This is a genomic window from Streptomyces sp. NPDC102283, assembly GCF_044766265.1.
Taxonomy (GTDB): domain Bacteria; phylum Actinomycetota; class Actinomycetes; order Streptomycetales; family Streptomycetaceae; genus Streptomyces.
This window is the reverse complement of the sequence record NZ_JBIWLQ010000015.1, coordinates 177,576-199,425: the sequence shown is the minus strand read 5'-3', so window position 1 is coordinate 199,425 and position 21,850 is coordinate 177,576. Positions and strand designations below refer to the sequence as shown.

Here is a 21,850-nt window from a genome sequence, read left to right as displayed (position 1 = left end):
CAGGGGGTTGGACGCCACCTGACGCGGGGTGCGGCCCTTCGTGCCGTCCGGGGGCCGCCGCCGGGTGGGCGGGGGGGCCGAGGAGTCCTACGCTGGGAGCATGTACGCCCGACGCAGGCGGAGCTACTTCCTCATGATGGGCGGATGCGTCGCGCTCTTCGTATCCGCCTGGGCCGTGGTGCGCCTGTGGTCCATGCCGGTCGCCATCGGCATGTGCGTGGTCGCCATGGTGATCCCGCCCGTCGCCGCGGTGGTCGCCAACCGGCGGGGTCCGGAGGACCGTTGGTGGGACGACCCCTCCGGCGACCCGAAGTCCGACGAGTGGTGGGACGAGCTGGACGGCAAGAAGCGGCGCTGAGTCACGGGAGCGCTCGGCCGCGCCGCGGGAGACCCCTGCCGAGTCGTGGGTGCCCCCGCCCGGTCAGTAGACGAGCGCCTGGGCGCCGTCCGCCATGGCCTCCTGCACGAAGACCTGCGCGCCCGCGATCCGTACGCCCTCCAGCACGTCCTTCTCGCCGATCTCGCGCCGGGCCGCGCACTGGGTGCACAGGGTGATCCGGCCGCCCGCCAGGATCGAGTCCAGCAGGTCGGGCAGCGGCGCGGCGTGCGGCAGTTCGAATTCGGCGGCCCGGCCGGGCAGGGCGAACCACGAGGACTCGCCGGTCAGCCAGAGCGAGACCTCCACACCGCTGGCGACGCCCACGGCCGCCACGGTGAAGGCCTGGGAGCAGCGCTCGGCGGCCTCGGGCCCGGCGGTCACCTTGATCACAAGCTTCTTCGGCATGTCCCGAACTGTAATCGGCCGGGACACGGCCTCCCGGCTCTCCCCGGCGCCTCCCGCCCCTCCCGGCTCACCTGGACGAGAAGGCCGGGCCCCCACCCATTAGGCTGGGGGCCCGGCCCTGTCAACGCCGCCACCCGCTCGTCACGAGGAGCCCCCTGTGCTTGAGGCATTCTTCACCGCCCTGCTGATCCTGGTCTGCGTGGGCGTCACCGCCTTCGCCGCGATCACCGTGAAGAAGCTGTACCAGGGCCAGCGCTGACCTTCGCCGTTCCCACGGTTCCCCGCCCACCCCTCGCACCCTCACAGATCGTCTGAGCCGCTCATGATCGAGATTCCGTCCGACCTCCACCCGGACCTCGTCCCGCTGGCCTTCCTCCTCGGCAACTGGGCGGGCGCGGGCGTGTCCGACTTCCCCGGCGCCGAGAAGTGCAACTTCGGCCAGGAAGTCACCTTCAGCCACGACGGCCGTGACTTCCTGGAGTACGTCTCCCACACCTGGGTCCTGGACGACGAGGGCAAGCAGGTCCGGCCGCTGGAGACCGAGACCGGCTACTGGCGCATCGACAAGGACCGCAAGGTCGAGGTCGTCATGGCCCGCGACCAGGGCGTCATCGAGATCTGGTACGGCGAGCTGGCCGACCAGAAGCCGCAGATCGACCTGGTCACCGACGCGGTGGCCCGCACGGCGGCCTCCGGCCCGTACAGCGGCGGCAAGCGGCTCTACGGGTACGTCAAGAGCGACCTCATGTGGGTCGGCGAGAAGGCCACCCCCGAGGTCGAGCTGCGTCCGTACATGTCGGCGCACCTGAAGAAGGTCGTCACCCCCGAGGAGGTCGCCGAGATGGCGCGGAACCTCGAAGACATGCCGGACGACGGCATCGCGTTCTTCAAGTAGGGAATCTTCCGGGATTCCTCCGGCAGGGAGCCCGCCCGGATCCGGGGCTGCTTCCCGGTGCTCACCCCGCCCTACACTGGGCGTGTGGTGAGCACCGACTGGAAGACCGATCTTCGGCAGCGCGGCTACCGGCTGACGCCCCAGCGTCAGCTCGTCCTGGAGGCGGTCGACGCCCTGGAGCACGCGACGCCGGACGACATCCTGTGCGAGGTGCGCAGGACCGCGTCCGGCGTGAACATCTCCACGGTGTACCGGACCCTGGAGCTCCTGGAGGAGCTCGGGCTGGTCAGCCACGCCCATCTGGGGCACGGCGCCCCGACGTACCACCTGGCCGACCGGCACCACCACATCCACCTCGTCTGCCGGGACTGCGCGGACGTCATCGAGGCGGACCTCTCCGTCGTCGCCGAGTTCACCGAGAGGCTGCGCGCCGATTTCGGCTTCGAGACGGACATGAAGCACTTCGCGATCTTCGGCCGCTGCGCGGACTGCGCGGCGGCGAAAGCGGCGACGGACGGGGCGGCGAAAGCAGCGAAGGACGGGGCGGCGGGCGGGGCTGTCGGCGGGACCGAGGACCGGACCCCCGACGCGGGTGCGAACACGCCAGCGAAGGACGCGTCCGCCAGGTCGTAGGCTGGGCGCATGAAGAGCCCCTTGCTGTCCCTGCCCGGTGCCGTTCCCGCCGAAGGCCGCGACGAAGGTGTCGCCGCGCACTACGGCGACCTGTTCCGCGAGCAACGCGCGCTGGCCGACGGCAACGGCTTCGTCGACCTCTCCCACCGGGGCGTCGTCACCGTCACCGGCGGCGACCGGCTGAGCTGGCTGCACCTGCTGCTCACCCAGCACGTCAGCGACCTCGCGCCGCACCAGGCCACCGAGGCGCTCATCCTGTCCGCCAACGGGCACATCGAACACGCGATGTATCTGGTGGACGACGGCACGACGGTGTGGATGCACGTCGAGCCGGACACCCAGGGCGAGCTGATCGCCTACCTGGAGTCGATGAAGTTCTTCTACCGGGTCGAGGTCGCCGACCGCACCGCCGACATCGCCGTCGTCCACCTCCCGGCCGGCTCCATCGCCGAGACCCCGGACGGAGCGGCCGTACGGGAGACCCCGCAGGGCCGGGACCTGTTCCTGCCGCGTGCCGACCTGGAGGCGTACGCCGCCGCCCACGGCCCCGCCGCCGGCATCCTGGCGTACGAGGCGCTGCGCGTGGAGGGCCACCGGCCGCGCGTCGGCTTCGAGACCGACCACCGCACCATCCCGCACGAGCTGGGCTGGATCGGCGGCGCCGTCCACCTCCAGAAGGGCTGCTACCGGGGCCAGGAGACCGTCGCCCGCGTCCACAACCTGGGGAAGCCGCCGCGCCGGCTCGTCTTCCTGCACCTGGACGGCAGCGAGGTGCACCTGCCCGGACACGGGACGCCGGTGCGGCTCGCGGCCGACGGCCAGGAGGGCCGCCAGCTCGGCTTCATCACCACCTCGGCCCGCCATCACGAGCTGGGCCCGATCGCCCTCGCCCTGGTCAAGCGGAACGTGGCCGTCGACGCGGAGCTGCTCGCCGGGGACACGGCGGCCGCCCAGGAGACGGTCGTCGAGCCGTAAGCACTCACTCCGCGTACGGCTACACCTCGATGATCACCGTGAACGGGCCGTGGTTCGTGAGCGAGACCCGCATGTCCGCTCCGAACCGGCCCGTCTCCACGTGCGCCCCGAGCGCCCGCAGCCGCGCCACGACCTCGTCCACCAGCGGTTCGGCCACCTCGCCGGGCGCGGCGGCGTTCCAGGTGGGCCGGCGGCCCTTCCGGGCGTCCCCGTAGAGAGTGAACTGAGAAATCACCAGGAGCGGGGCGTTCACGTCGGAACAGGACTTCTCGCCCTCCAGGACGCGCACCGACCAGAGCTTGCGGGCCAGCTGCGCCGCCTTCTCCGGGGTGTCGTCATGGGTGACCCCGACCAGCACACACAGGCCCTCGCCGACGATCTCCCCGACGATCCCGGGGGCCGAGGGGTCGTCCGTCGCACCCGCGACGGAGACGCTCGCGCCGTCCACTCTCTGTACCACTGCACGCATACAGACCAACCTATCTTGGGCTGAACGGGTACAGAGCACCTGCATCGGCACCGTCCGGAGTGGCACGATGCACGATGTCGGTGTGCCGACGCACCGGTCGAGGGGACGGAACAGCATGAGTACATATGGAGCCGGACAATCTCCCGGTGCCGTACCGGGCGCACGTCACCGCACCAGCACCCTGCGGTCACCCGTACAGCGCAGTCTGCCGGGGCAGGGTCCCGCGCTGCCGCCCGCGACGCCCGCGACAGCGGCCACCGTGCCCGAGCAGACCGGCGGCGACGCGGGCTTCGGAGGGCTGCGGCTGCCGGCGCTGCGGACGCTGCGGCGGGACGCCCAGCGCGACGAGGCCGATCTCAGCTACGTACGCCGACTGGTGCAGGGACGGATCGACATCCTGCGCGCCGAGCTGGCCCGCCGCCGGGACCCGGAGGCCCCGGTGGAGGACGCGGCGGTGGTGAGCCGGCTCTCGGAGATCCTGACCGACACCCCGTCCCGGCACCGCACCTCCGCCCGGCACGTCACGCTGACGACGCCGCGCGGCGACGAGTTCCGGCAGCTCGCCGCCGAGAACCTCGCCGAGGTCGAGCTGTCCGATCTGGACGCCCGGACGGACGAGGAACTGCACACGGCGATGGGGCGGCTCGTCCGCTACGAACAGAAGGTCTCCCGCCGCCGTCACGAGCTCCAGCGCACGGCCGACGATTGCGGCGCGGAGATCGCCCGCAGGTACCGTGACGGGGAAGCACAAGTAGACGACCTGCTCGCCTGAAGCGATCCTTCCGGGCACGGGTCCCGCACGCCCGTCCCCGGAAGGCCACCATGACGTCCACCGACGCCCCGCCCGTCGTACCTCCCGCCCCGGCCCCCGCCCCGCCCGTCCTGGCCGAGGTCGTGCGCTCCGGGTTCACGGAGGGGCACCACCGGGGATCCCTGGTCCTGCTGGCCGCCGACGGCAGCGTGGAGCGGGCGATCGGGGACCCGGCGGCGCCGGTCTTCCCCCGGTCCTCCAGCAAGCCGATGCAGGCCGCCGCGATCCTGCGGGCCGGTCTCGACCTCTCGGGCGAACGGCTGGCACTGGCCGCCGCGAGCCACTCCGGGGAGCCCTTCCACATCGACCTCGCGCGGAAGATGCTCGCCGAGCACGGGCTGAGCCCGGCCGACCTCCAGACCCCGCCCGACCTGCCGCTGGACCCGGTGGAGGCGGAGGCCTACCTCGCGAGCGGGAACGTACGCGAGCGGATCACGATGAACTGCTCCGGCAAGCACGCGGCCATGCTCGCCGTCTGCGTCCGCAACGGCTGGGACACCGCGACCTACCTCGCCCCGGACCATCCGCTCCAGCAGCTCGTCGGGCAGTTCGTCGCCGAAGCCGCCGGCGAGCCGGTCGCGGCGGTCGGCACGGACGGCTGCGGGGCCCCGCTGATGGCCATCGGGCTGACCGGCCTGGCCCGCGCCTTCCGGTCGCTCGTGCTCGCGGAGCCCGGGAGCGCCGGGCGCCGGGTCGCGGACGCGATGCGCGCCCACCCGGAGTACGTCGCGGGCACCCGGCGTCCGGACACCTGGCTGATGCGCGAGGTGCCGGGGACGCTCTCCAAGATGGGCGCCGAGGCGGTCCAGGCGGTGGCGCTGGCCGACGGCCGGGCCCTCGCCTTCAAGGTCGACGACGGGTCGGCCCGGGCGCTCGGCCCGGTGCTGGCCCGTGCCCTGGAGCTGCTGGGCGTGGACGCCCCGGTGGTCGCCCGGATCGGACGATCCCCGCTGCTGGGCGGGGCGGCGGAGGTCGGGGAAATTCGCGCGACATTCTGAGGGGCGCGTGCCTAGCGTGAGGGAATGAGCCTCGATGTCCGCACCGTCACCTCGTCCGACTACCCCGACTGGCTGAGGGCGGTGCAGAACGGGTTCCTGACCGCCGGCGGGCCGGGCGAGGACGATGTCGCGGACCGGCTCGTCGGCACCGATCTCTCCCGGGTCCAGGGCGTGTTCGACGCCGGGCGCTGCGTGGCGACGTTCCGCTCGTTCGACCAGGAGCTGACCGTCGTGGGCGGGGCCACCGTGGCGGCCGACGCGATCAGCGGGGTCACGGTGGCGCCCACGCACCGCCGGCGCGGACTGCTCAGCCGGATGATGGCGACGGACCTGGCGGCGGCCAGGGAGCGCGGCGAGGCGGTCGCCTCGCTGGTCGCCGCCGAGTACCCGATCTACGGGCGGTACGGCTTCGGCCCCGCCGCCTGGAGCTCCGTGTGGGAGGTCTCCGTGCACCGGGCGGGCCTCGACCCGCGCCGCTCGGGGCAGCCGGCGGGCGGCGGCCGGATCGAGATGGTGGACGGCGCGGACGTCCGCAAGATCGGCCCCGAGGTGCACGCGGCGCTCGCGGCCCGGCAGCCCGGCGTCGTCACCCGCGGTGAACGCTGGTGGCGGACGCGCACGGGGGCCGCGCCCCGCTCGGAGCACGAGAAGTGGAGCGAGCCGTTCTACGTCGTGCACCGCGCCGCGGACGGTGGGGTCGACGGCCTGATGACGTACGGCGTGGACGACGCGTGGGGCGACAACAAGCAGCCGCTGAACACCGCCTCCGTACGGGACCTGATCGCGCTGAACCCGGCGGCCGAGCGGGCCCTGTGGCACTACCTCTGCTCGGTCGACTGGATCACCACGGTCCGCTCGGGCTACCGCGCCCCCGACGACCTGCTTCCGCTGCTGCTGCCCGACCCGCGCGCGGCCCGGCTGATCACGAACACGGACTGGCTGTGGCTGCGGCTGCTGGACGTGCCGCGCGCCCTGGAGGCCCGGACCTACGACACCGGGGCATCGCTCGTCCTGGAGGTCCGGGACGAGGCGGGGCCGGCCGGGGGCCGTTTCCTGCTGGACGCCTCGACGTCCGGCGCCCGGTGCGCCCCGACCACCCGGAGCGCCGATCTGGCCCTGGACGTGGCCGAGCTGGCGACGCTGTATCTGGGCGACGAGTCCGTGCGGCGGCTGGTGGACCTGGGCCGGGCCGAGGAGCTGCGGGCGGGTGCGGCGACGACGGCGGACGCCGTGTTCCGTACGGGTCGGCGGCCGTGGTGCCCGGACGTGTTCTGAGCCCCGCGCCCACCGGCTCTCCCGCCCGCCGCCGGCTCTTCCACCCGCCGCCGGCTGCCTCGGCCGCGTCCCGGAGCCGGCGGTCAGCGTGTCCGGATCCGGAACAGCGTCCCCGAGGCGCCGATCGCCACGGCGAGCATCCCGGCGGCCCAGGCGAGCGCGATCCAGGGGGTGCTGCCCACCTCCTGGCCGAGCAGCAGCCCGCGCAGGGACTCGATGGCCGGGGTGATCGGCTGGTGGTCGGCGAAGCCGTGCAGCCAGTCGGGCATGTTCTCGGTCGGGACGAAGGCGCTGCTCGGGTAGGGCAGGAACGACATGAAGAACGTGAATCCGCTCGCCGCCTCCGGGGTACGGGCCAGCATTCCGATCGCCGCCGAGATCCAGGACAGGGCCACGATGTAGGCCACCAGGACGCCGCCCACCACGAGCCAGCCGCTCCAGGAGGCGGCGGGGCGGAATCCGATCAGCAGCGCGACGCCGAAGACCAGGGCCGTGGCGCAGAGATTGCGGACCGTGCTGGCCGCCACATGCCCGGCCAGGACCGGCGTACCGCCCACGTCCAGGGAGCGGAACCGGTCGATGATGCCGCCCTTCATGTCCTCGCTGACGGCGGTGGCGGTGGTCGCGGCGCCGAACCCGGCGGACAGGAGGAGGACGCCCGGGACGACGTACATGACGTACGAGTCGTAGCCCGTCCCGGTGTCGATGGCGCCGCCGAAGAAGTAGACGAAGATCAGCATCAGCATGATCGGCAGTGCCAGGGACGTGATCAGCGCGTCGGTGTTGCGGCTGCTGATGCGCAGGGCGCGCGCGGTCATGACGGCGGTGTGGGTGAGCCGGCCGGGCCCGCGACCGGATTCGGGGTCGGGGCGCCGTGCGGCCCCGCCGGTGTGCCGGGCCGGGTTCCCGCGCCGAACGGCGGTGTCAGACATGGGTGGGTGCCTCCGGGGTCGTGGGCGCCTTCGAGGTCAGGTCCAGGAAGACGTCGTCGAGGGTCGCGCTGTGCAGGCTGAAGCGTTCGATCTCGCGGCGCGTCGGGTCGATCTCGTCGAGCAGGGCGCGCACCTGGGCCGCCGAGCCGTCGGTGGCGAGGCCGAGCGTCAGGGTCTCGGGGGAGTGGTGGACCGCCCGCCCGGCCAGTCGGAGGTATGCCTCGCTGCTGGTGAGGACCAGGTCGAGCCGGTGTCCGCCGACGCGGGACTTGAGGTCGGCGGCGGTGCCCTCGGCGGCGATCCGGCCCTGGTTCAGCAGGGCGATCCGGCCGGCGAGGCGGTCGGCCTCCTCCAGGTACTGGGTGGTGAGGAGGATGGTCGCCCCGCTCGCGGCCAGCTCCCGGACGACCTCCCAGAGTTCCTGGCGGCTGCGCGGGTCGAGGCCGGTGGTCGGCTCGTCCAGGAAGAACACCCCGGGCTCCGGTGAGCCGACGAGCCCGGCGGCCAGGTCGAGGCGGCGGCGCATGCCCCCGGAGTAGGTCCGAACGGGTCGGCGGGCCGCCGAGGTGAGGTCGAAGCGCTCCAGCAGCTCCCCGGCCCGCCTCCGGGCGTGGCCCCGGGAGAGCCCGGTGAGCCGGGCCATCATCCGCAGGTTCTCCTCGCCGGTCTGGGTCTCGTCGACGGCGGCGAACTGGCCGGTGAGGCTGATCGAGCCGCGCACGGCGCTCCGCTGGGCGACGACGTCGTACCCCGCGACACGGGCGGTGCCGGAGTCGGCCTCGGTCAGCGTCGCGAGGATCCGCACGGTGGTGGTCTTGCCGGCCCCGTTCGGCCCCAGCAGGGCGAAGACGGTGCCGCGCCCGACCTGGAGGTCGATGCCGTCGAGGACCCGGACGGCGGGTTTTCCGTAGGACTTGGTGAGGCCGTACGCCTCGATGGCGCGGTCACCGGCGGCGTCGCCGCTGCCGTTGGCGGTGTTTCTGGTCGGGCCGGTCATGTTCGGATCTCCTTTTGCGTATGCCATACGCGTTACTGCGTAAGCATTACGCATCTCTAGGATGGGGTCAAGGCGCGCGGGGGCACGGGGCGTGACAGCGGCATGGCGGCGGCGCGACGGAGGCGCGGTCGGGATGCCGGGCGAAGGGGATGCGGTGACGGAGAAGAGCGGCTCGGGCGGTGGCGACCTGCCGGCCAGCCTGGAGGCGGCCTGGGGGCTGCGGGACCGCCCGGCCAAGGGCCCGAAGCCCGGTCTGAGTCTGGAGCGGATCGTGGCCGCGGCGGTGCGCGTCGCGGCGGCCGACGGGCTCGCGGCCGTGTCCATGGGCCGGGTCGCCCAGGAGTTGGGCGCGTCCACGATGTCCCTCTACCGGTACGTCTCCGCCAAGGACGAGCTGTACGTCCTGATGCAGGAGGCGGCGGTCGGCCCGCCCGAACCCCTGTCCGCCCTGGAGACGGGTGCGGGCTGGCGGGCGGCGCTCACCGAATGGGCGGCCGCGCAGCGCGAGCGGTACCACGGCCACCTCTGGGCGCTCCGGATCCCCATCGGCGGCCCGCCCGCCACCCCGAACTCGATCGCGTGGTGGGAGCAGGGGCTCCAGGCGCTGAGGGGCAGCGGTCTCGGCGAGGGCGACAAGACCTCGGTGATCCTGCTGATCTCCAACTTCGTGCGCAGCGAGGCGCTGATGACGAGCGACCTGAAGGCCGCCGGCGCCGCGCGCGGGATCACGCCCGAGGAGTTGGCGGCCTCCCACGAACGCACCCTCAAGCGGCTCGTCGACCCCGAACGGCACCCCGGGATCACCCGGCAGCTGGAGACCGGGGTGATGAGCGAGCCGGACGAGGCGGACTACGAGTTCACCTTCGGCATGGGCGTGCTGCTGGACGGGGTGGAGGCGCTGATCCGGCGGTCGGCCGACGCCCCCGGTGCCGCTGGAACCTCCGGCTGCTCCTCGGGTTCCGTCTCCGGCTCCTCCTCCCGCGACGCCAAGTCCGGTTGAGGTCGGGGGCGTACGCTTCATGGTCATGAGCGGAGAGAACGCCGGGGGCGAGCCCGGGAGCGGGGCCGGAGCGCGGGCCTCGGGCCGGGCGCCGGAGCGTCCCCCGGCACCGGTCGGTCTGCGGGAGCGCAAGAAGCGGCTGACCTATCGGGCGGCCTCCGACGCGGCCATCGCGATGTTCCTGGAACGCGGCTTCGACAAGGTGTCCGTGGCGGAGGTGGCGGCCGCGGCGGGCATCTCCAAGCCGACGTTGTTCCGGTACTTCCCCGCCAAGGAGGACCTCGTGCTGCACCGGTTCGCCGACCACGAGGACGAGTCCGCCCGGGTGGTCGCCGAACGGCCCCCCGGCGAGGGCCCGCTGGACGCCCTGCACCGCCACCTCCTCGACGGCCTCGACCGGCGCGACCCGGTGACCGGACTCTGCGACGTACCCGAAGTGCTGGAATTCCACCGCCTGTTGTACGGAACGCCGTCACTGGTCGCCCGCATGTACGCCTACCAGGGCCGCTCCGAGGCGGCGCTCGCCCGGGCCCTCGGCGGCGGGCTGCCCGAACGGCTCGCTGCCGGGCAGATCATCGCCGTCCTGCGCATCCTGGCCCTGGAGAACTGGCGGCGGATCGACGCGGGGGAGAGCGCGGACCGGGTCCACGCGTCCGCGGTACGGGCGGCCGAGCAGGCGTTCGTCCAGCTGCGGACGGGGCTGAAGTCGGACTGAGCCGCAGCCGCAGCCGCAGCCGCAGCCGCAGCCGCAGCCGCAGCCGGAATCGGAGCCGGAGCCGCGGTCGCGGTCGCGCGGGTGAGGGGTGCGGCCCGCTCCGCGCCGGTCAGTCGGCCAGCAGGGCCGCGGTCAGCTCGCGACGGTGGTCCGCCAGCCAGGCCTGGTGCCGGTCCCACGCCGCCCGCCCGTTCTCCTCGTACGCCGCCGCGTACGCCGCGTCCCCCCGCTCCACCCGCCGTTCGACGAACGCCCGGCACACCGCGGTGGCCTGCTCGATCACCCGGGGCAGGGCGGCCCGGTCCGCGCGCCCGAGTCCGTAGCCGCCGGCCAGGACGCGCAGCCGGTGCGACGGGTCGAGGCCGGCGCGGCCCCGCATCGGAGCCCAGTAGCGAGCCGTCATGGCCACGTCCCAGACCGGGCGGCCGGGCGCGGCCAGGTCGAAGTCGATGAGGGCGGCCGCGCGGCCGTCCCGGAACACCACGTTCTCCAGGCACGCGTCGTTGTGGCAGACCACCGCGCCCGGAGCCGCCGCACCCTCCGGGTCGGCCAGGTCGGCGGGCCAGCCGTCCGCCCGGCCGGACGGGACGGCCGCCGCCGCGTCGTGCATGCGCCGGAGCAGCGCCCCCACGGAGCGCAGGGTGTCGTCCGTCCAGGTCCAGGGCGGGTGCGGGGCGACGGCGACCTCGCCGGGGACGTACGAGAGCCGCTCCCGGAGCCCGGAGGCGGAGACTCCCAGAGGTACGGGCGCCCTGTCGAACCCCTGCTCCCGGAGCGCCCGGAGGTGGGTGTGCAGGACGGCGGCATGCGCAGGTGCGGGACGTTCGACGGCGTCGCCGTGACGGAAGACGGCTCCGGCGTTGGCCAGTCCGCCGGACAGCGCTTCCGGGCCTCGGCCCTCGCTCAACGCTTCCGGGCCCCGGTCGTCCGGGTCCCGGCGCTCCGGGCTCAACGCGGCCGGGCGGTGAGCTGCTCCGCCCCGTCCGCCGCCCCTTCGGTCTCCGCCGCCCCTTCGGTCTCCGCCGCCCCTTCGGCCTCCACCGGCGCCTCGGCACTCGTCGCCTCCGCGGCGTACGACCCCAACGCCCGCCGCAGATCGTCCGGTTCGCGGAAGAGGACGCCGGTCATGCCGAGGGCGGTCGCCGCGTCGACGTTCTCCTGCCGGTCGTCCACGAACAGGCACCGGGCCGGTGGTACGCCCGCCCGTGCGGCCGCGATGCCGTAGATGGCCGGGTCGGGCTTGGCCACCTGCTCCACCGCGCTGCTCACGACCGCGTCGGCCAGGTCGGACAGGCCCAACAGAGCCAGGTCCGCTTCCAGTTGGAGAGTGGCGTTGGTGACGAGCACCACCGGGACGTGGGTCCTGGCCCGGCGCAGCAGCGACACCGCTTCCTCATCGGCCCGGAACGGCGCGTCCGCGAGTGCCCGGGCCAGCGCGCGGGCCCGTTCCCCGCCCACCCGCTCCGCGAGCCCGGCGGCGATGGCCTCCACCCAGGCGTCGGGGGTGATCCGGCCCAGGAGCAGCGGGAGATCGACCTCGGGCGCGTAGGCGATGTCCGTCGTGGTGCCCTCCGGCAGTCCGGCGGCCCGCTCCAGGGCGGCGAGCGGGGCGGTGTCGTAGAAGCGGACGACATTGTCGAGATCGCAGAGCACGGCGTCGAAGGCGCGGTCGGCGCGGTCGGCGCGGTCGGCGCGGTCGGCGGGGACGGCGGGGACGGTGTGGTCGGCGGGGACCGGAGAGGGCGCAGGAGGTGTCGCCGGAGTGCCGTGGCCGCCGGCTGCGGTTCGCGTGCGCATGTCTGCCCGGTTCTCCTACGGTGGCTTTCGGTGTGGTGCGCCGGGCGTGGTGCGCCGGGTACGTCGGGTGCGGAGGAACGTGGTCGACCATAACCGGCCGCCGGACCGTTCATGGCCGACCACTGCCACCCTTCCGGGCGGCCCGCGGGACCTCACGCGTCACCGTGTGTCCCACTCTCGGCGGCGGTCAGCCGGTCAGCGCCCGCCAGGTCACCGGGCCCGCCTCGCCGTCGGCCACCAGGCGGTTGACGCTCTGGTAGGCGCGTACGGCGCTGGTGGTGACGGAACCGAATCCGCCGTCGACCGCCAGTCGGGCACCGCGCTTGTTCAGCGCGGTCTGCAGGGCCCGGACGTGGGACCCGCCCGCGCCCTGCCGCAGCGGGTACACGAGCACGGGCCAGGTGGCCGGTCCGACCTGGCCGTCGGCCGCCAGCCCCTTGGAGCGCTGGAACTGCTCGACCGCCTCGACGGACACGGAGCCGTAACTCCCGTCGGCGGCGAGCCCGTGGCCGCGCTGGTTCATCAGGTGCTGGATCACCACGACGGTGGCGCCTCTCGCGCCCGGGTCGATCCGCGACCAGCCGCCGGACAGGTCCACGCCCCGGGCGGCCAGGAAGGCGACCGGGTTCACCGTGGTGCCGAGCCGTCCCGAGTGGGTCTCGAAGTGCAGGTGGGGCCCGGTCACGTTGCCGGTGGCCCCCATGTCGGCGATGCGCTGCCCGGCCGAGACCTCGGCGTCGAGCCCGACCCGGTAGGCGCTGAGATGTCCGTAGTACGTGTACTGGTCGTCGCCGTGCGCGATCACCAGGGCGTTACCGGTCCGGCCCGGCAGCCCTCCTCCCCACGACCGGCGGACGACCCTGCCCCCGGCCGCCGCGTGCACGGCGGTGCCCGTGGAGTTGCTGACGTCCTGGCCGGCGTGGGACGCGCCGCCCCGGGGTGCGCCGTAGTGGCCCCCGGCCGGGAACCGGCCCAGGGCGGGATTGGCCCACGCCCCGTTCTTCGCGGTCGCCGCCGCCGCTGCCGCCGTGGAGGCCCCGGCCGTCAGGCTCAGGCCGAGGACGCCCAGGCCCAGGCCCGCCAGCAGGCCCCGACGGGACGGACCGCGGTCCGGACTCCCCCGGTCCGCCGGTGTCTCCGCCGGCGCGGCGGACGTCGCACAGGATCGGCACATCAGGTCTCCCTCGTAGCGGGTCGAGCACAGGGGGCGGGTCGAGCACGTGGGACGTCCGTGCGAGCGGGTGCGTGGTGCGTGGTGCCTGGGTGAGCGGGTGAGCGGATCAGTGGGTACGAGGATCTACCCGCATAGACGATAGAGGTGGGCGGCCGCCCGGTCAGGGGCCCACGGGCCCAATGGGGGGCCCAACACGCGTATGCGTGAGCGGAGTTCCGTACCACCCGCCCCGCCTGCCGCTCAGGAGACGGGGCGGAGGCGGGGGAGGGGGAGGGGGAGGGCTGAGGTGGCGGGGCTTCGCCGGGAACGGCGGACCGCCCGCCGGACGGTCAGAGCGCTGCGAGCCCGGCGAGCAGCTCGGCGGCGGGCTTCGGATGGACGAGCCAGTGCAGATGGCTTCCGTCGAGCGTTCGGACGTCGAAGGGGTTGTCGGGTGTGAGCACGTCGGCCTCGCGGATCATGCGGTCCTGCACGGCGGGCGGAACGCTGGCGTCGGCGGCCAGGCGGACGTAGGTCCTCGGTATCCGGCCCCAGGTCGTGGCCTGTGCCCGGTCGGCGTCCGTACCGGCGTCGAGGTTCTCGTCGGACTGGAAGGTGCTGAGGAAGGTCCGGAACTCGTCATCGGTGAGGTCGGCGGCGAATGCCTTCTTGAGCAGGGTGAGCGCAGACGGGTCGGCCGTGCGGAAGTTGAAGCGCAGCAGCCCGAGTTCGGCCGGATTCCCGACGAGCACGGAGGTGAGGGCCTCCGCGTCGACGTCGGCCATCTCCGGCTGGGCGTAGTAGCCGCCCACCTCCAGGTCGACGGGGCACCAGGCGGAGACGTAGACGATCCGGTCGATCAGGTCGGGCCGGGCGTTGGCGACGGCGGTGGTCGTGATGCCGCCCCTGCTGTGGGCGACGAGGACGGTGGGCCCGTTCCGCTTGGCCCGTTCGAGGACGTCGATCACGCGGGCGGCGTTGTCCGCGAGGGTGACTCCCTTGATGCCTCCCGGCTCCGTGGCGAGGGCGTCGAGATCCTGGGGAGCCTGGTAGGACGCCGGCGACGTCGCCTCGAATCCGTGCCCCGGAAGGTCGACCGCGACCGAGCGGTGCCCGAGCAGGGCGAGTTCGGCCTGTAGTGGCGCGAACGAGAACGAATTCGCGAAGGCCCCGTGGACGAGGATGAACGTCGGTTGATTCTGCATGCTTCAGCCTCCAACAGAACGATCTTCGGAACAAGGTCCGGGAACGGGACGGGCGAGCCTGTCACAGACGTTGGTGGAACGCCCTTGTGCGTCCACGTCGCGCACAGGCGGGCGAAGCCGTCGCCGTACCCGGTGTCCGTGGAGACGCTCAGCCGCGCGGAGACCGGGCCGAGGACCTTCACCGCCTCGACCGGCGGCGGTCCGGGAGGGCTGGGGGCCGCCGGATCGTGGAGGAAGGACGTCAGCGGAGTGCTGTTCGGCGACCGGCGACCGGCGACCGGCGACCGGCGACCGGCGACCGGCGCGCCGGCCTGAAGGCCATCGCCCGCCTCGGTGGACATCGGGCCGGTCCGAGGGGGTTCAGAGCGTGAGCACGGGCCGGGTGGAGAAGTCCTCGCAGAGACTCTCGCCGTCCGGGCCGTACGCGAACTCGGCCATGGAGGGGTTGCGGTTGGCGGTGGCCAGGGGCAGCCACGCCAGCACCCAGCCGTACCCTCCGCACACCGACTCACCACCGTCGCCGCCATGGGCAGCGGTGACGTCGCTCGTCAGCTCGGTGCTGTAGGTGTCGTAGGCGATGCGCAGGCAGAAGCCGCTCAGTTGGCGGTGCGGGCCGGCGTGGTCGTCGTAGGGGACGTCGCCGGAGGCGCAGTCGTTGCCCCACCGGAACAGCGTGTCCGCGCCGGCTCCGCAGGCGTGCTCCCACTCGTCGGAGCTCGGCATCCGCAGGCCGCGAGCCGCGAGCACGGCGGGCATGTCGGCAGGCGGCTCGGTCAGATTCTCGTCCTCCACGGCCATGAGCACCGTGGCCAGGGTGACGCTCCGGCGCGGGCTGAGGACCTGCGCGAGGTGGGCTCGCAGGTCGGGGCCGTAGCCGTAGCCCTGTTCCAGGCTCTCCGCGTAGTCGGCGGCCTGCTCGGGCGTGGGCTGCCAGGTGTCGAGATCGAACCCGAGGGTCACCGCGCCGCCGGGTATCAGGGCGAACTCCTGCCCGTCCCGCTCGATCCGAACCCGGTGCAGCGGGGAGCCGAGATGCTCAACGGTCTCCACAGCGGTCACGCGGCCGTCCACCCGGTGCGCGGCTTCCCGGGCGATGCGACGTGCGGCAGGCAGCTCGAAGGACCGCCACTGGTCAAGGCTGAGATCGGCGAGAGACATGGGCCGAAGTGTCGCACCCGGGTCTGACACGGCTCACGACCGAAGTCCCGCCCCGGTCGGCCGGGGTTCGAGGCGGTGGCGCGGGCTCGGTCGTGACGGGCGATCCCGGGAACGCTGCCGCCCGGCGCCGAACGTCACAGGTGCCGAGCACAGTGGCACGCGACACTTTTGCAAGCATGTGCTTGCAAAAGTTAGCAGGAGTGTTGCAGTATCGAGCCATGGCATCACTCAACGTCGGCAATCTCGGTGAGTACCTGCGGGAGCAGCGCCGTGCAGCGCAGCTCTCGCTGCGGCAGCTCGCCGATGCGACCGGGGTGTCGAACCCGTATCTCAGCCAGATCGAGCGCGGTCTGCGCAAGCCCAGCGCGGACGTGCTCCAGCAGGTCGCCAAGGCGCTGCGGATCTCGGCCGAGACCCTGTACGTCCGTGCGGGGATCCTCGATGAGCGGGAGCGGGAGGAGCTGGAGACCCGGGCGGTCATTCTGGCCGATCCGTCGATCAACGAGCGGCAGAAGAACGTGCTGCTGCAGATCTATGACTCCTTCCGCCGCGAGAACGGATTCGTCCCCAGGCCCGATGCGGACGCGGATGCGAAAGCCGGTGCGGAAGCGAAAGCCGATGCGGACGCGATACCCGATGCGGACGCGAAAGCTGACGCCGACGCGGGCCGCGATGCCGGGCCACGCGACGGCGACGACGCCGGTGCGGACGCCACCGAAGACCACGACCCTCACAGTTGAAACAGCTGGTTCTGATGATCCGGGAGGACCACAGTCATGGCCATCACCGATGACCTGCGCAAGACCCTCACCGACCCCACCCCCCTCTACTTCGCCGCCGGCACGGCCGACCTGGCCGTGCAGCAGGCGCGCAAGGTTCCGGCGCTGATCGAGCAGCTGCGGGCCGAGGCGCCCGAGCGGATCGATGCCGTGCGCAACACCGACCCCAAGGCCGTGCAGGAGAAGGTGACCACGCAGGCCAAGGAGGCCCAGGCCACCGTGCAGGCGAAGGTCACCGAGGTGTTCGGTTCGTTCGACGCCGCCGACCTGAAGAAGCTGGGCGAGAACGCGCAGGATCTGGCGCTCCGCAGCGTGGGCGTGGCCGCCGAGTACGCCATCAAGGCCCGGGAGACGTACGAGAAGGTCGCCGAGCACGGCGAGCAGACCGTACGGACCTGGCGCGGGGAGACGGCCGAGGAGATCGTCGAGATCGCCGCCGTCGTCGAGGCCGAGCCCAAGCCCGCGCCCGCCGCGACGAAGCCCGCGCCCGCCGCGACGAAGCCCGCGCCCGCCGCGACGAAGCCCGCGCCCGCCGCCCCGGCGAAGTCGGCTCCCGCCGCGACGAAGGCCAAGCCCGCCGCCCCGGTGACGTCCGCCGAGGCCAAGGCCGCGCCCGCCAAGAAGACGCCCGCGCCGCGCAAGCCCGCGGCCAGGAAGACCCCGCCGCCCGCCGGCGAGTGACCCTCACGGGTCGCGCCGGGACGCGGGACTCGGTAAGCGGGACCGGGGCGCGGGGCGGGCACCTTTACGGGTGGCCGGCTCGTTGTCCCGGTACCTTGGCCCTTAGGGCCGCAGGGCGCTCATCCACTCACTAGGCGGTACACACCATGTTGCTCTCAGCGTTCGGCTCGGTGCTCCAGCTGCTCTATCTGGCGATGCTGGTGCTGGCCGTGGTCGCGTTCGTCTTCGCGGCGACCGCCCGTGAGGACGCCTACCGGGCCGCAGACAAGAAGAAGAAGTCCTTCTGGCTGATCCTCCTCGGGGTCGCTGTCGCCGTGAACCTGCTCCCCGCCTCGCTCTTCTTCCTCCAGATCGCCGGCGTGGTCGCGTCGATCGTGTTCATGGTCGACGTGCGTCCCGCGCTCAAGGCGGTCTCGGGCGGCGGCGGTGGCCGCAGCGGCGGCTCCAGCAGCGACGGTCCGTACGGTCCCTACAACGGCGGGCGCTGAGCCCTCGCCGCCCGCACGGGCGGGGACGGCGGCCGGTCGACGGACGCGGGGTGGGAGCGCGGTGCGCTGCCGCCCCACTGTCGTATCCGCTCCGGATCACGGCCCAGCAGCAGGACCGCCACGTCGTCGGTCAGCTCGCCGCCGTGTCGCTCCCGCACCTCGGCGACCGCCGCCTCCAGCAGCTCCTCGCCCGCCAGCCCCTGTTCCAGCCGGCCGTTGACCATCGCGACCATGCCGTCCTGGCCGAGTCGCTCACTGCCTCCGGTCCCCACGCGCCCCTCGATGAGCCCGTCCGTGTACATCATCAGGCTCCAGGCGCCGCCCAGCTCGACCTGACGACGCGGCCACCTGGCCCGCGGCAGCAGTCCCAGGGCCGGGCCGCCGTCCTCGTACGGGAGCAGCCGGGCGGGCAGGCCGCGGCGGGCGAGCAGCGGTGCGGGATGTCCGGCGAGGCAGAGTCCGGCCCGTCGCCCGTCGGGCGCGATGTCCACGGTGCAGAGCGTCGCGAAGATCTCCTCGCTCTGCCGCTCGTGCTCCAGCACCTGCTGGAGCGTGGAGAGCAGCTCGTCCCCGCACAGCCCGGCCAGGGTCAGCGCCCGCCAGGCGATCCGCAGCTCGACGCCGAGCGCCGCCTCGTCCGGGCCGTGTCCGCAGACGTCGCCGATCATCGCGTGCACCGTGCCGTCCGGGGTGCGGACGACGTCGTAGAAGTCGCCGCCGAGGAGGGCGCGGCTGCGGCCGGGGCGGTAGCGGGCGGCGAAGCTCAGGCCGGAGCCTTCCAGCAGCGGGGTGGGGAGCAGGCCGCGTTCCAGGCGGGCGTTCTCCTGGGCGCGCAGCCGGGACTCGGTCAGCTGGTGCTGGGCGATGTCGGCGCGCTTGCGCTCCACGGCGTAGCGGATGGCGCGGCTCAGGACGCGCGCGTCCAGCTCGCCCCGGAAGAGGTAGTCCTGCGCCCCGACCCGGACCGCCTCGGCCGCCAGCTCCGTGTCGTCCTGCGCGGTCAGCGCGAGGACCGCGTGCAGCGGCGCGATGCGGAGTACGTGGGTGAGGGCCGCCAGCTCGTCGGCCCGCGCGGAGACGGGCGCGGGCAGCGATCCGCTGTCGGAGGGCCCGCTGCCGGCCGTCCCGGCGTCCGTGGCGGGCGTGCCGGGGCCGGATCCGCCGCCCGTGAGGGACAGCGCCAGGTCCAGCAGGATGCAGTCGACGTCGTCGGTGAGCAGCCGCGCGGCCTCGGTGAGGTTGCGGGCGGTACGGATACGGACCCGGGTCCCGGCCGCTGCCGAGAGTTCGGGGACGGTGATGGTGGTGCCCGCCGGGTCGTCCTCGATCACCAGCAGGGTGAGGTCGCCGTGCGAGGTCTCCGCAGCGGGAGCGGATCGCTGCGGCGGTACGGGTACGGGCATCGGTTCGAGTTTCCTTCCCTCCCCCCGAGGGCGCGGCGGGTCGACGATCGACGATCCGCCAGTCGGGGACGATAGCGGTCCGCGGCGGGGGAACGGAATGGCGCACGGGGACCGCCCCCCGTCGTACGCGCCGTCATAAGCCGCGTCCCGACACGGATCCGGCGCGATGGGCCGCGATAACGGCGCAGAAGCGCGCATGACAAACATCACGCGCCCGTGAGCGGCGGCGTGGCCCCGCTCACGTGGCCCCGACCACGGCCTCGCGAGGGCCTCGCCCCGTGTCCGGTCGGTCCTACTTGTCCGGGCGGACCACGCCGAGGATCTTCATCGAGCCCGCGCCCGCCAGCGTGACGTCGCGGCCGGGGCGCGGGGCGTGGACGATCGAGCCGTCGCCGACGTACATCCCGACGTGGCTGGCGTCGGCGTGGTAGATGATCAGGTCACCGGGGCGCATGTCCTGGATGTCGATGCGCGGCAGCAGCCGCCACTGTTCCTGCGAGGTGCGCGGGATCGTGCGTTTCGCCGCCAGCCACGCCTGCGAGGTCAGCCCCGAGCAGTCGTACGAACCGGGGCCCTCGGCCCCCCAGACGTACGGCTTGCCTATCTGCGCCGTCGCGAAGGCCACCGCCGCCGCTCCGCCCTCGCTCGCCTCGCCGCTGACGTCCTTGACGGCGCCGGAGGAGAGCCAGGCGGTCTGCGCCTTGTCCGCGGCGTTCCGCTCCAGTTGGCGGAGCCGGTCGCGCTCCTTCTCCTCCAGCTGCGATTCGATCTTCTCCGCGGCCTTGATCCGGGCGTTGATCTTCTTCTTGGCCTTGGCCTGCTTGACCCGGGTCGTCTCCAGCTTCTCCCAGTTCGCGCTGGCGTCCTGGGTGTACGTCTCCAGGTCCTCCTGCGTCCGGTTCAGATCGGTCAGGAGCGACTTGGAGGCCTGCTGGCTCTGGCGGACCTTGTTGATCCCGTCCAGGAAGAGCTTCGGGTCGTTGCTCAGGGCCAGTTGCGCGCCGGGCGGCAGGCCGCCGTTGCGGTACTGCTCGCGGGCCTGGGCCCCGGCCCGGTCCTTCAGGGCGGCGATGCGCGCCTGGCCGTCGACGATCGCCTTGGCCAGCTTCACGATCTCGCCGGACTGCTTCTTCGTCTGCTCCTCGGCGAGGTTGTACGCGTCCGTCGCCGCGGCCGCCTTCCGGTACAGCGTGTCGATCTGCTCGCGGACCTTCTCGAGGTCCGCGTTGGAGTAGCGGGGCGGCGAGCCCGCGGAGGAGGAGGCGGACGGGGAGGGCGGGGGCTCCGGAGTCGGCGCGGCCATGGCCTGGCCCGTGGACGTCAGCAGGGCCAGCGCACAGACCAGCGTGATGGCGGCAGTGGCGCAGTGGCGTCGGTTCACGAGCTCCCCCTCCGGGTTGTTACTCCGGGCCCGCCTCCGGACGAAAGCGGTGAACATGATGAAGGCGATCTAGGCGATCTAGGCGATCTAGGCGCTGTAGGTGGTCTACGTGATCTGGGTGACGTAGATGGTGACGATCGTGAAGGTGATGAATGCCGCGTATGACAGAAAAGCAATAGAAGCCGGGTATCGTGCATCTGACTTACCGTCAGTAACTTTTCGGCGACGTCGCGATCGTGCCATGTCGTCCCGTAAAGCAACAGAGGCCGACGGCACCTGGCGCGTCACATGCCGCACCCACAGGGCCGCTTCGTCACTGTTCACCCCCGGCTCGTCCGGCTCGCACTCCGCCTCGACCTGCGCCGTCTCCCCCCACTGGGACGAACGATGCCCCCGTGGCGTTCCCGGAGCGAAGGATTTCTGCCCTTCCGGGCAAGGGCTCAGTGACCGTTGGGCCGCAGCGCGTCCCACGGCACGGTGATCTCGCCCTGCCGCCACCTCCGTACCCCGTCCGTCACCGGCCAGTCGGCCGACAGCGCCCGTACCGCCGCGATCCAGCGCTGCCGCGCGCCGAGCGAGGCGTACGGGGAGGCCGTCGCCCAGGCCCGGTCGAAGTCCCGCAGGAACGCGTGGACCGGCTCGCCCGGCACATTGCGGTGGATCAGTGCCTTCGGCAGGCGTTCCGCCAGGTCCGAGGGGCGGTCCAGCGAGCCGAGCCGCGTCGCGAAGGTGACCGTGCGCGGGCCCTCGGGCCCCAGCGCCACCCAGACGTGCCGGCGCCCGATCTCGTCGCACGTCCCCTCCACCAGGAGTCCGTCCGGGGCGAGGCGGGAGCACAGCCGCCCCCAGACCTCGGCGACCTGGTCCTCGTCGTACTGGCGCAGCACGTTCGCCGCCCGGATGAGCAGGGGCCGGACGTCCAGCGGGACCTCGAAGCCGCCGTGCACGAAGGTGAGGCCCTCGCGGGCGTACGGCTGCGCCGCGGCGACCCGCTCCGGGTCGATCTCGATGCCCGCCACCACGGTGCGCGGCTCGGCGGTGCGCAGCCGGTCCAGCAGCTCGACCGCGGTCCAGGGGGCCGCGCCGTACCCGAGGTCGACGGCCGTCGGGGTCCCGGCGCGGCGCAGGGCGGGGCCGTGCACGTCGGCGATCCAGCGGTCCATGCGGCGCAGCCGGTTCGGGTTCGTGGTCCCGCGGGTGGCGGTGCCGATGGGGCGCTGGCGCATGGGTCGAGCGTATGCGACGGGGCGGAGCGGGGCGGATGCCAGGACGCCCCGCCGTTGCCGTGCGGCGCGCCGCACGGCAACGTAATGATTTGGCA

At 73.1% G+C, this 21,850-nt stretch carries 26 protein-coding genes; 13 read left to right on the top strand and 13 right to left on the bottom strand.

Annotation, left to right across the window (positions count from 1 at the left end; genetic code table 11):
* Positions 1-100: 100 nt before the first annotated feature.
* Positions 101-358, top strand: coding sequence for a DUF3099 domain-containing protein (locus ACIRJT_RS27535; protein WP_403914033.1), 258 nt, complete (start codon positions 101-103; stop codon positions 356-358).
* 63 nt (positions 359-421) lie between these two features.
* Here the strand turns inward: ACIRJT_RS27535 and ACIRJT_RS27530 are convergent, their stop codons facing one another.
* A complete protein-coding gene (locus tag ACIRJT_RS27530; protein ID WP_403914030.1) occupies positions 422-784 on the bottom strand; it encodes a DsrE family protein in 363 nt (120 codons plus the stop codon).
* A 322-nt stretch (positions 785-1,106) separates the two neighbouring features.
* On the opposite strand from ACIRJT_RS27530, the gene ACIRJT_RS27525 reads away from it, so the two are divergent.
* The 3 genes from ACIRJT_RS27525 (at position 1,107) to ACIRJT_RS27515 (ending at position 3,287) form a co-directional block, all read left to right on the top strand.
* Entirely contained in the window at positions 1,107-1,679 is a 573-nt protein-coding gene (locus ACIRJT_RS27525; RefSeq protein WP_047177390.1) for an FABP family protein, read from the top strand.
* Positions 1,680-1,763: 84 nt separating this feature from the next.
* The gene (locus tag ACIRJT_RS27520; RefSeq protein ID WP_403914027.1) at positions 1,764-2,312 is read left to right on the top strand and encodes a Fur family transcriptional regulator; all 549 of its coding nucleotides are present in this window, start codon (positions 1,764-1,766) and stop codon (positions 2,310-2,312) included.
* Positions 2,313-2,321: 9 nt separating this feature from the next.
* Positions 2,322-3,287, top strand: coding sequence for a YgfZ/GcvT domain-containing protein (locus tag ACIRJT_RS27515; RefSeq protein WP_403914025.1), 966 nt, complete (start codon positions 2,322-2,324; stop codon positions 3,285-3,287).
* Positions 3,288-3,306: 19 nt separating this feature from the next.
* On the opposite strand, the gene dtd is transcribed toward ACIRJT_RS27515, so the two are convergent.
* The gene (gene dtd / locus ACIRJT_RS27510) at positions 3,307-3,756 is read right to left on the bottom strand and encodes a D-aminoacyl-tRNA deacylase (protein ID WP_371624377.1); all 450 of its coding nucleotides are present in this window, start codon (positions 3,754-3,756) and stop codon (positions 3,307-3,309) included.
* Positions 3,757-3,871: 115 nt separating this feature from the next.
* Here dtd and ACIRJT_RS27505 point away from each other — a divergent pair, with 115 nt between their 5' ends.
* Genes ACIRJT_RS27505 through ACIRJT_RS27495 form a run of 3 tightly spaced genes read left to right on the top strand, consistent with a single transcriptional unit; the run spans position 3,872 to position 6,840 of the window.
* On the top strand, positions 3,872-4,528 hold the full coding sequence (locus ACIRJT_RS27505) for an ABC transporter substrate-binding protein (RefSeq protein WP_403914022.1): 657 nt from the start codon (positions 3,872-3,874) through the stop codon (positions 4,526-4,528).
* 50 nt (positions 4,529-4,578) lie between these two features.
* Positions 4,579-5,565 carry an asparaginase gene (locus tag ACIRJT_RS27500; RefSeq protein WP_403914021.1) on the top strand — a complete coding sequence of 329 codons (987 nt, stop codon included), beginning with the start codon at positions 4,579-4,581 and terminating at the stop codon, positions 5,563-5,565.
* A gap of 24 nt (positions 5,566-5,589) precedes the next feature.
* Positions 5,590-6,840, top strand: a complete 1,251-nt coding sequence (locus ACIRJT_RS27495; RefSeq protein ID WP_403914018.1) for a GNAT family N-acetyltransferase — start codon at positions 5,590-5,592, stop codon at positions 6,838-6,840.
* A gap of 83 nt (positions 6,841-6,923) precedes the next feature.
* Here the strand turns inward: ACIRJT_RS27495 and ACIRJT_RS27490 are convergent, their stop codons facing one another.
* Positions 6,924-7,772, bottom strand: a complete 849-nt coding sequence (locus ACIRJT_RS27490) for an ABC transporter permease (protein ID WP_403914015.1) — start codon at positions 7,770-7,772, stop codon at positions 6,924-6,926.
* Entirely contained in the window at positions 7,765-8,769 is a 1,005-nt protein-coding gene (locus ACIRJT_RS27485; protein WP_403914012.1) for an ATP-binding cassette domain-containing protein, read from the bottom strand. Before ACIRJT_RS27485 ends, ACIRJT_RS27490 begins: the two co-directional genes overlap by 8 nt.
* A gap of 154 nt (positions 8,770-8,923) precedes the next feature.
* On the opposite strand from ACIRJT_RS27485, the gene ACIRJT_RS27480 reads away from it, so the two are divergent.
* Positions 8,924-9,769, top strand: a complete 846-nt coding sequence (locus ACIRJT_RS27480) for a TetR/AcrR family transcriptional regulator (RefSeq protein ID WP_403914010.1) — start codon at positions 8,924-8,926, stop codon at positions 9,767-9,769.
* Between the two features lie 19 nt (positions 9,770-9,788).
* Positions 9,789-10,484 carry a TetR family transcriptional regulator gene (locus ACIRJT_RS27475; RefSeq protein WP_403914007.1) on the top strand — a complete coding sequence of 232 codons (696 nt, stop codon included), beginning with the start codon at positions 9,789-9,791 and terminating at the stop codon, positions 10,482-10,484.
* A gap of 109 nt (positions 10,485-10,593) precedes the next feature.
* Here the strand turns inward: ACIRJT_RS27475 and ACIRJT_RS27470 are convergent, their stop codons facing one another.
* From ACIRJT_RS27470 to ACIRJT_RS27455, 4 genes are all read right to left on the bottom strand, one after another.
* Positions 10,594-11,391 carry a phosphotransferase gene (locus ACIRJT_RS27470; protein WP_403914005.1) on the bottom strand — a complete coding sequence of 266 codons (798 nt, stop codon included), beginning with the start codon at positions 11,389-11,391 and terminating at the stop codon, positions 10,594-10,596.
* 41 nt (positions 11,392-11,432) lie between these two features.
* A complete protein-coding gene (locus ACIRJT_RS27465; protein ID WP_403914113.1) occupies positions 11,433-12,137 on the bottom strand; it encodes an HAD-IA family hydrolase in 705 nt (234 codons plus the stop codon).
* A gap of 331 nt (positions 12,138-12,468) precedes the next feature.
* The gene (locus ACIRJT_RS27460) at positions 12,469-13,455 is read right to left on the bottom strand and encodes a peptidoglycan-binding protein (protein WP_403914002.1); all 987 of its coding nucleotides are present in this window, start codon (positions 13,453-13,455) and stop codon (positions 12,469-12,471) included.
* 329 nt (positions 13,456-13,784) lie between these two features.
* Positions 13,785-14,639, bottom strand: a complete 855-nt coding sequence (locus tag ACIRJT_RS27455) for an alpha/beta fold hydrolase (protein ID WP_403914000.1) — start codon at positions 14,637-14,639, stop codon at positions 13,785-13,787.
* 138 nt (positions 14,640-14,777) lie between these two features.
* Here ACIRJT_RS27455 and ACIRJT_RS27450 point away from each other — a divergent pair, with 138 nt between their 5' ends.
* Complete coding sequence (locus ACIRJT_RS27450) at positions 14,778-14,954, top strand: hypothetical protein (protein ID WP_403913997.1); 177 nt, start codon at positions 14,778-14,780, stop codon at positions 14,952-14,954.
* A gap of 45 nt (positions 14,955-14,999) precedes the next feature.
* Here the strand turns inward: ACIRJT_RS27450 and ACIRJT_RS27445 are convergent, their stop codons facing one another.
* Entirely contained in the window at positions 15,000-15,797 is a 798-nt protein-coding gene (locus ACIRJT_RS27445) for a hypothetical protein (RefSeq protein ID WP_403913995.1), read from the bottom strand.
* 218 nt (positions 15,798-16,015) lie between these two features.
* Between ACIRJT_RS27445 and ACIRJT_RS27440 the strand changes: the two genes are divergently transcribed.
* The 3 genes from ACIRJT_RS27440 to ACIRJT_RS27430 all read left to right on the top strand — a co-directional run bounded on the left by ACIRJT_RS27440 (position 16,016) and on the right by ACIRJT_RS27430 (position 17,745).
* A complete protein-coding gene (locus ACIRJT_RS27440) occupies positions 16,016-16,537 on the top strand; it encodes a helix-turn-helix domain-containing protein (RefSeq protein WP_403913992.1) in 522 nt (173 codons plus the stop codon).
* Positions 16,538-16,573: 36 nt separating this feature from the next.
* The gene (locus ACIRJT_RS27435; protein WP_403913989.1) at positions 16,574-17,257 is read left to right on the top strand and encodes a hypothetical protein; all 684 of its coding nucleotides are present in this window, start codon (positions 16,574-16,576) and stop codon (positions 17,255-17,257) included.
* A 146-nt stretch (positions 17,258-17,403) separates the two neighbouring features.
* Entirely contained in the window at positions 17,404-17,745 is a 342-nt protein-coding gene (locus ACIRJT_RS27430; protein WP_403913986.1) for a DUF2516 family protein, read from the top strand.
* Here ACIRJT_RS27430 and ACIRJT_RS27425 read toward each other — a convergent pair.
* The 4 genes from ACIRJT_RS27425 to ACIRJT_RS27410 all read right to left on the bottom strand — a co-directional run bounded on the left by ACIRJT_RS27425 (position 17,727) and on the right by ACIRJT_RS27410 (position 21,755).
* A complete protein-coding gene (locus tag ACIRJT_RS27425; protein WP_403913983.1) occupies positions 17,727-19,148 on the bottom strand; it encodes a PP2C family protein-serine/threonine phosphatase in 1,422 nt (473 codons plus the stop codon). The two genes, ACIRJT_RS27430 and ACIRJT_RS27425, sit on opposite strands and share 19 nt — an antisense overlap.
* Before the next feature lie 292 nt (positions 19,149-19,440).
* Complete coding sequence (locus ACIRJT_RS27420) at positions 19,441-20,529, bottom strand: NlpC/P60 family protein (protein WP_403913980.1); 1,089 nt, start codon at positions 20,527-20,529, stop codon at positions 19,441-19,443.
* Positions 20,530-20,634: 105 nt separating this feature from the next.
* On the bottom strand, positions 20,635-20,853 hold the full coding sequence (locus ACIRJT_RS27415) for a hypothetical protein (protein ID WP_403913977.1): 219 nt from the start codon (positions 20,851-20,853) through the stop codon (positions 20,635-20,637).
* A gap of 116 nt (positions 20,854-20,969) precedes the next feature.
* Positions 20,970-21,755: a class I SAM-dependent methyltransferase gene (locus tag ACIRJT_RS27410; RefSeq protein ID WP_403913974.1), complete on the bottom strand. Its 786-nt coding sequence runs from the start codon at positions 21,753-21,755 to the stop codon at positions 20,970-20,972.
* Positions 21,756-21,850: the final 95 nt, after the last annotated feature.

Bases quoted from the DNA above. Each gene is read 5' to 3' on its own strand.
- ACIRJT_RS27515 (WP_403914025.1), top strand. From the start codon at position 2,322: ATGAAGAGCCCCTTGCTGTCCCTGCCCGGTGCCGTTCCCGCCGAAGGC.
- ACIRJT_RS27475 (WP_403914007.1), top strand. From the start codon at position 9,789: ATGGTCATGAGCGGAGAGAACGCCGGGGGCGAGCCCGGGAGCGGGGCC.
- ACIRJT_RS27410 (WP_403913974.1), bottom strand. From the start codon at position 21,755: ATGCGCCAGCGCCCCATCGGCACCGCCACCCGCGGGACCACGAACCCG.
- ACIRJT_RS27485 (WP_403914012.1), bottom strand. From the start codon at position 8,769: ATGACCGGCCCGACCAGAAACACCGCCAACGGCAGCGGCGACGCCGCC.
- ACIRJT_RS27445 (WP_403913995.1), bottom strand. From the start codon at position 15,797: ATGTCTCTCGCCGATCTCAGCCTTGACCAGTGGCGGTCCTTCGAGCTG.
- ACIRJT_RS27535 (WP_403914033.1), top strand. From the start codon at position 101: ATGTACGCCCGACGCAGGCGGAGCTACTTCCTCATGATGGGCGGATGC.
- ACIRJT_RS27495 (WP_403914018.1), top strand. From the start codon at position 5,590: ATGAGCCTCGATGTCCGCACCGTCACCTCGTCCGACTACCCCGACTGG.
- ACIRJT_RS27505 (WP_403914022.1), top strand. From the start codon at position 3,872: ATGAGTACATATGGAGCCGGACAATCTCCCGGTGCCGTACCGGGCGCA.
- ACIRJT_RS27500 (WP_403914021.1), top strand. From the start codon at position 4,579: ATGACGTCCACCGACGCCCCGCCCGTCGTACCTCCCGCCCCGGCCCCC.
- ACIRJT_RS27490 (WP_403914015.1), bottom strand. From the start codon at position 7,772: ATGTCTGACACCGCCGTTCGGCGCGGGAACCCGGCCCGGCACACCGGC.
- ACIRJT_RS27455 (WP_403914000.1), bottom strand. From the start codon at position 14,639: ATGCAGAATCAACCGACGTTCATCCTCGTCCACGGGGCCTTCGCGAAT.
- ACIRJT_RS27440 (WP_403913992.1), top strand. From the start codon at position 16,016: ATGGCATCACTCAACGTCGGCAATCTCGGTGAGTACCTGCGGGAGCAG.
- dtd (WP_371624377.1), bottom strand. From the start codon at position 3,756: ATGCGTGCAGTGGTACAGAGAGTGGACGGCGCGAGCGTCTCCGTCGCG.
- ACIRJT_RS27525 (WP_047177390.1), top strand. From the start codon at position 1,107: ATGATCGAGATTCCGTCCGACCTCCACCCGGACCTCGTCCCGCTGGCC.
- ACIRJT_RS27435 (WP_403913989.1), top strand. From the start codon at position 16,574: ATGGCCATCACCGATGACCTGCGCAAGACCCTCACCGACCCCACCCCC.
- ACIRJT_RS27530 (WP_403914030.1), bottom strand. From the start codon at position 784: ATGCCGAAGAAGCTTGTGATCAAGGTGACCGCCGGGCCCGAGGCCGCC.
- ACIRJT_RS27425 (WP_403913983.1), bottom strand. From the start codon at position 19,148: ATGCCCGTACCCGTACCGCCGCAGCGATCCGCTCCCGCTGCGGAGACC.
- ACIRJT_RS27430 (WP_403913986.1), top strand. From the start codon at position 17,404: ATGTTGCTCTCAGCGTTCGGCTCGGTGCTCCAGCTGCTCTATCTGGCG.
- ACIRJT_RS27460 (WP_403914002.1), bottom strand. From the start codon at position 13,455: ATGTGCCGATCCTGTGCGACGTCCGCCGCGCCGGCGGAGACACCGGCG.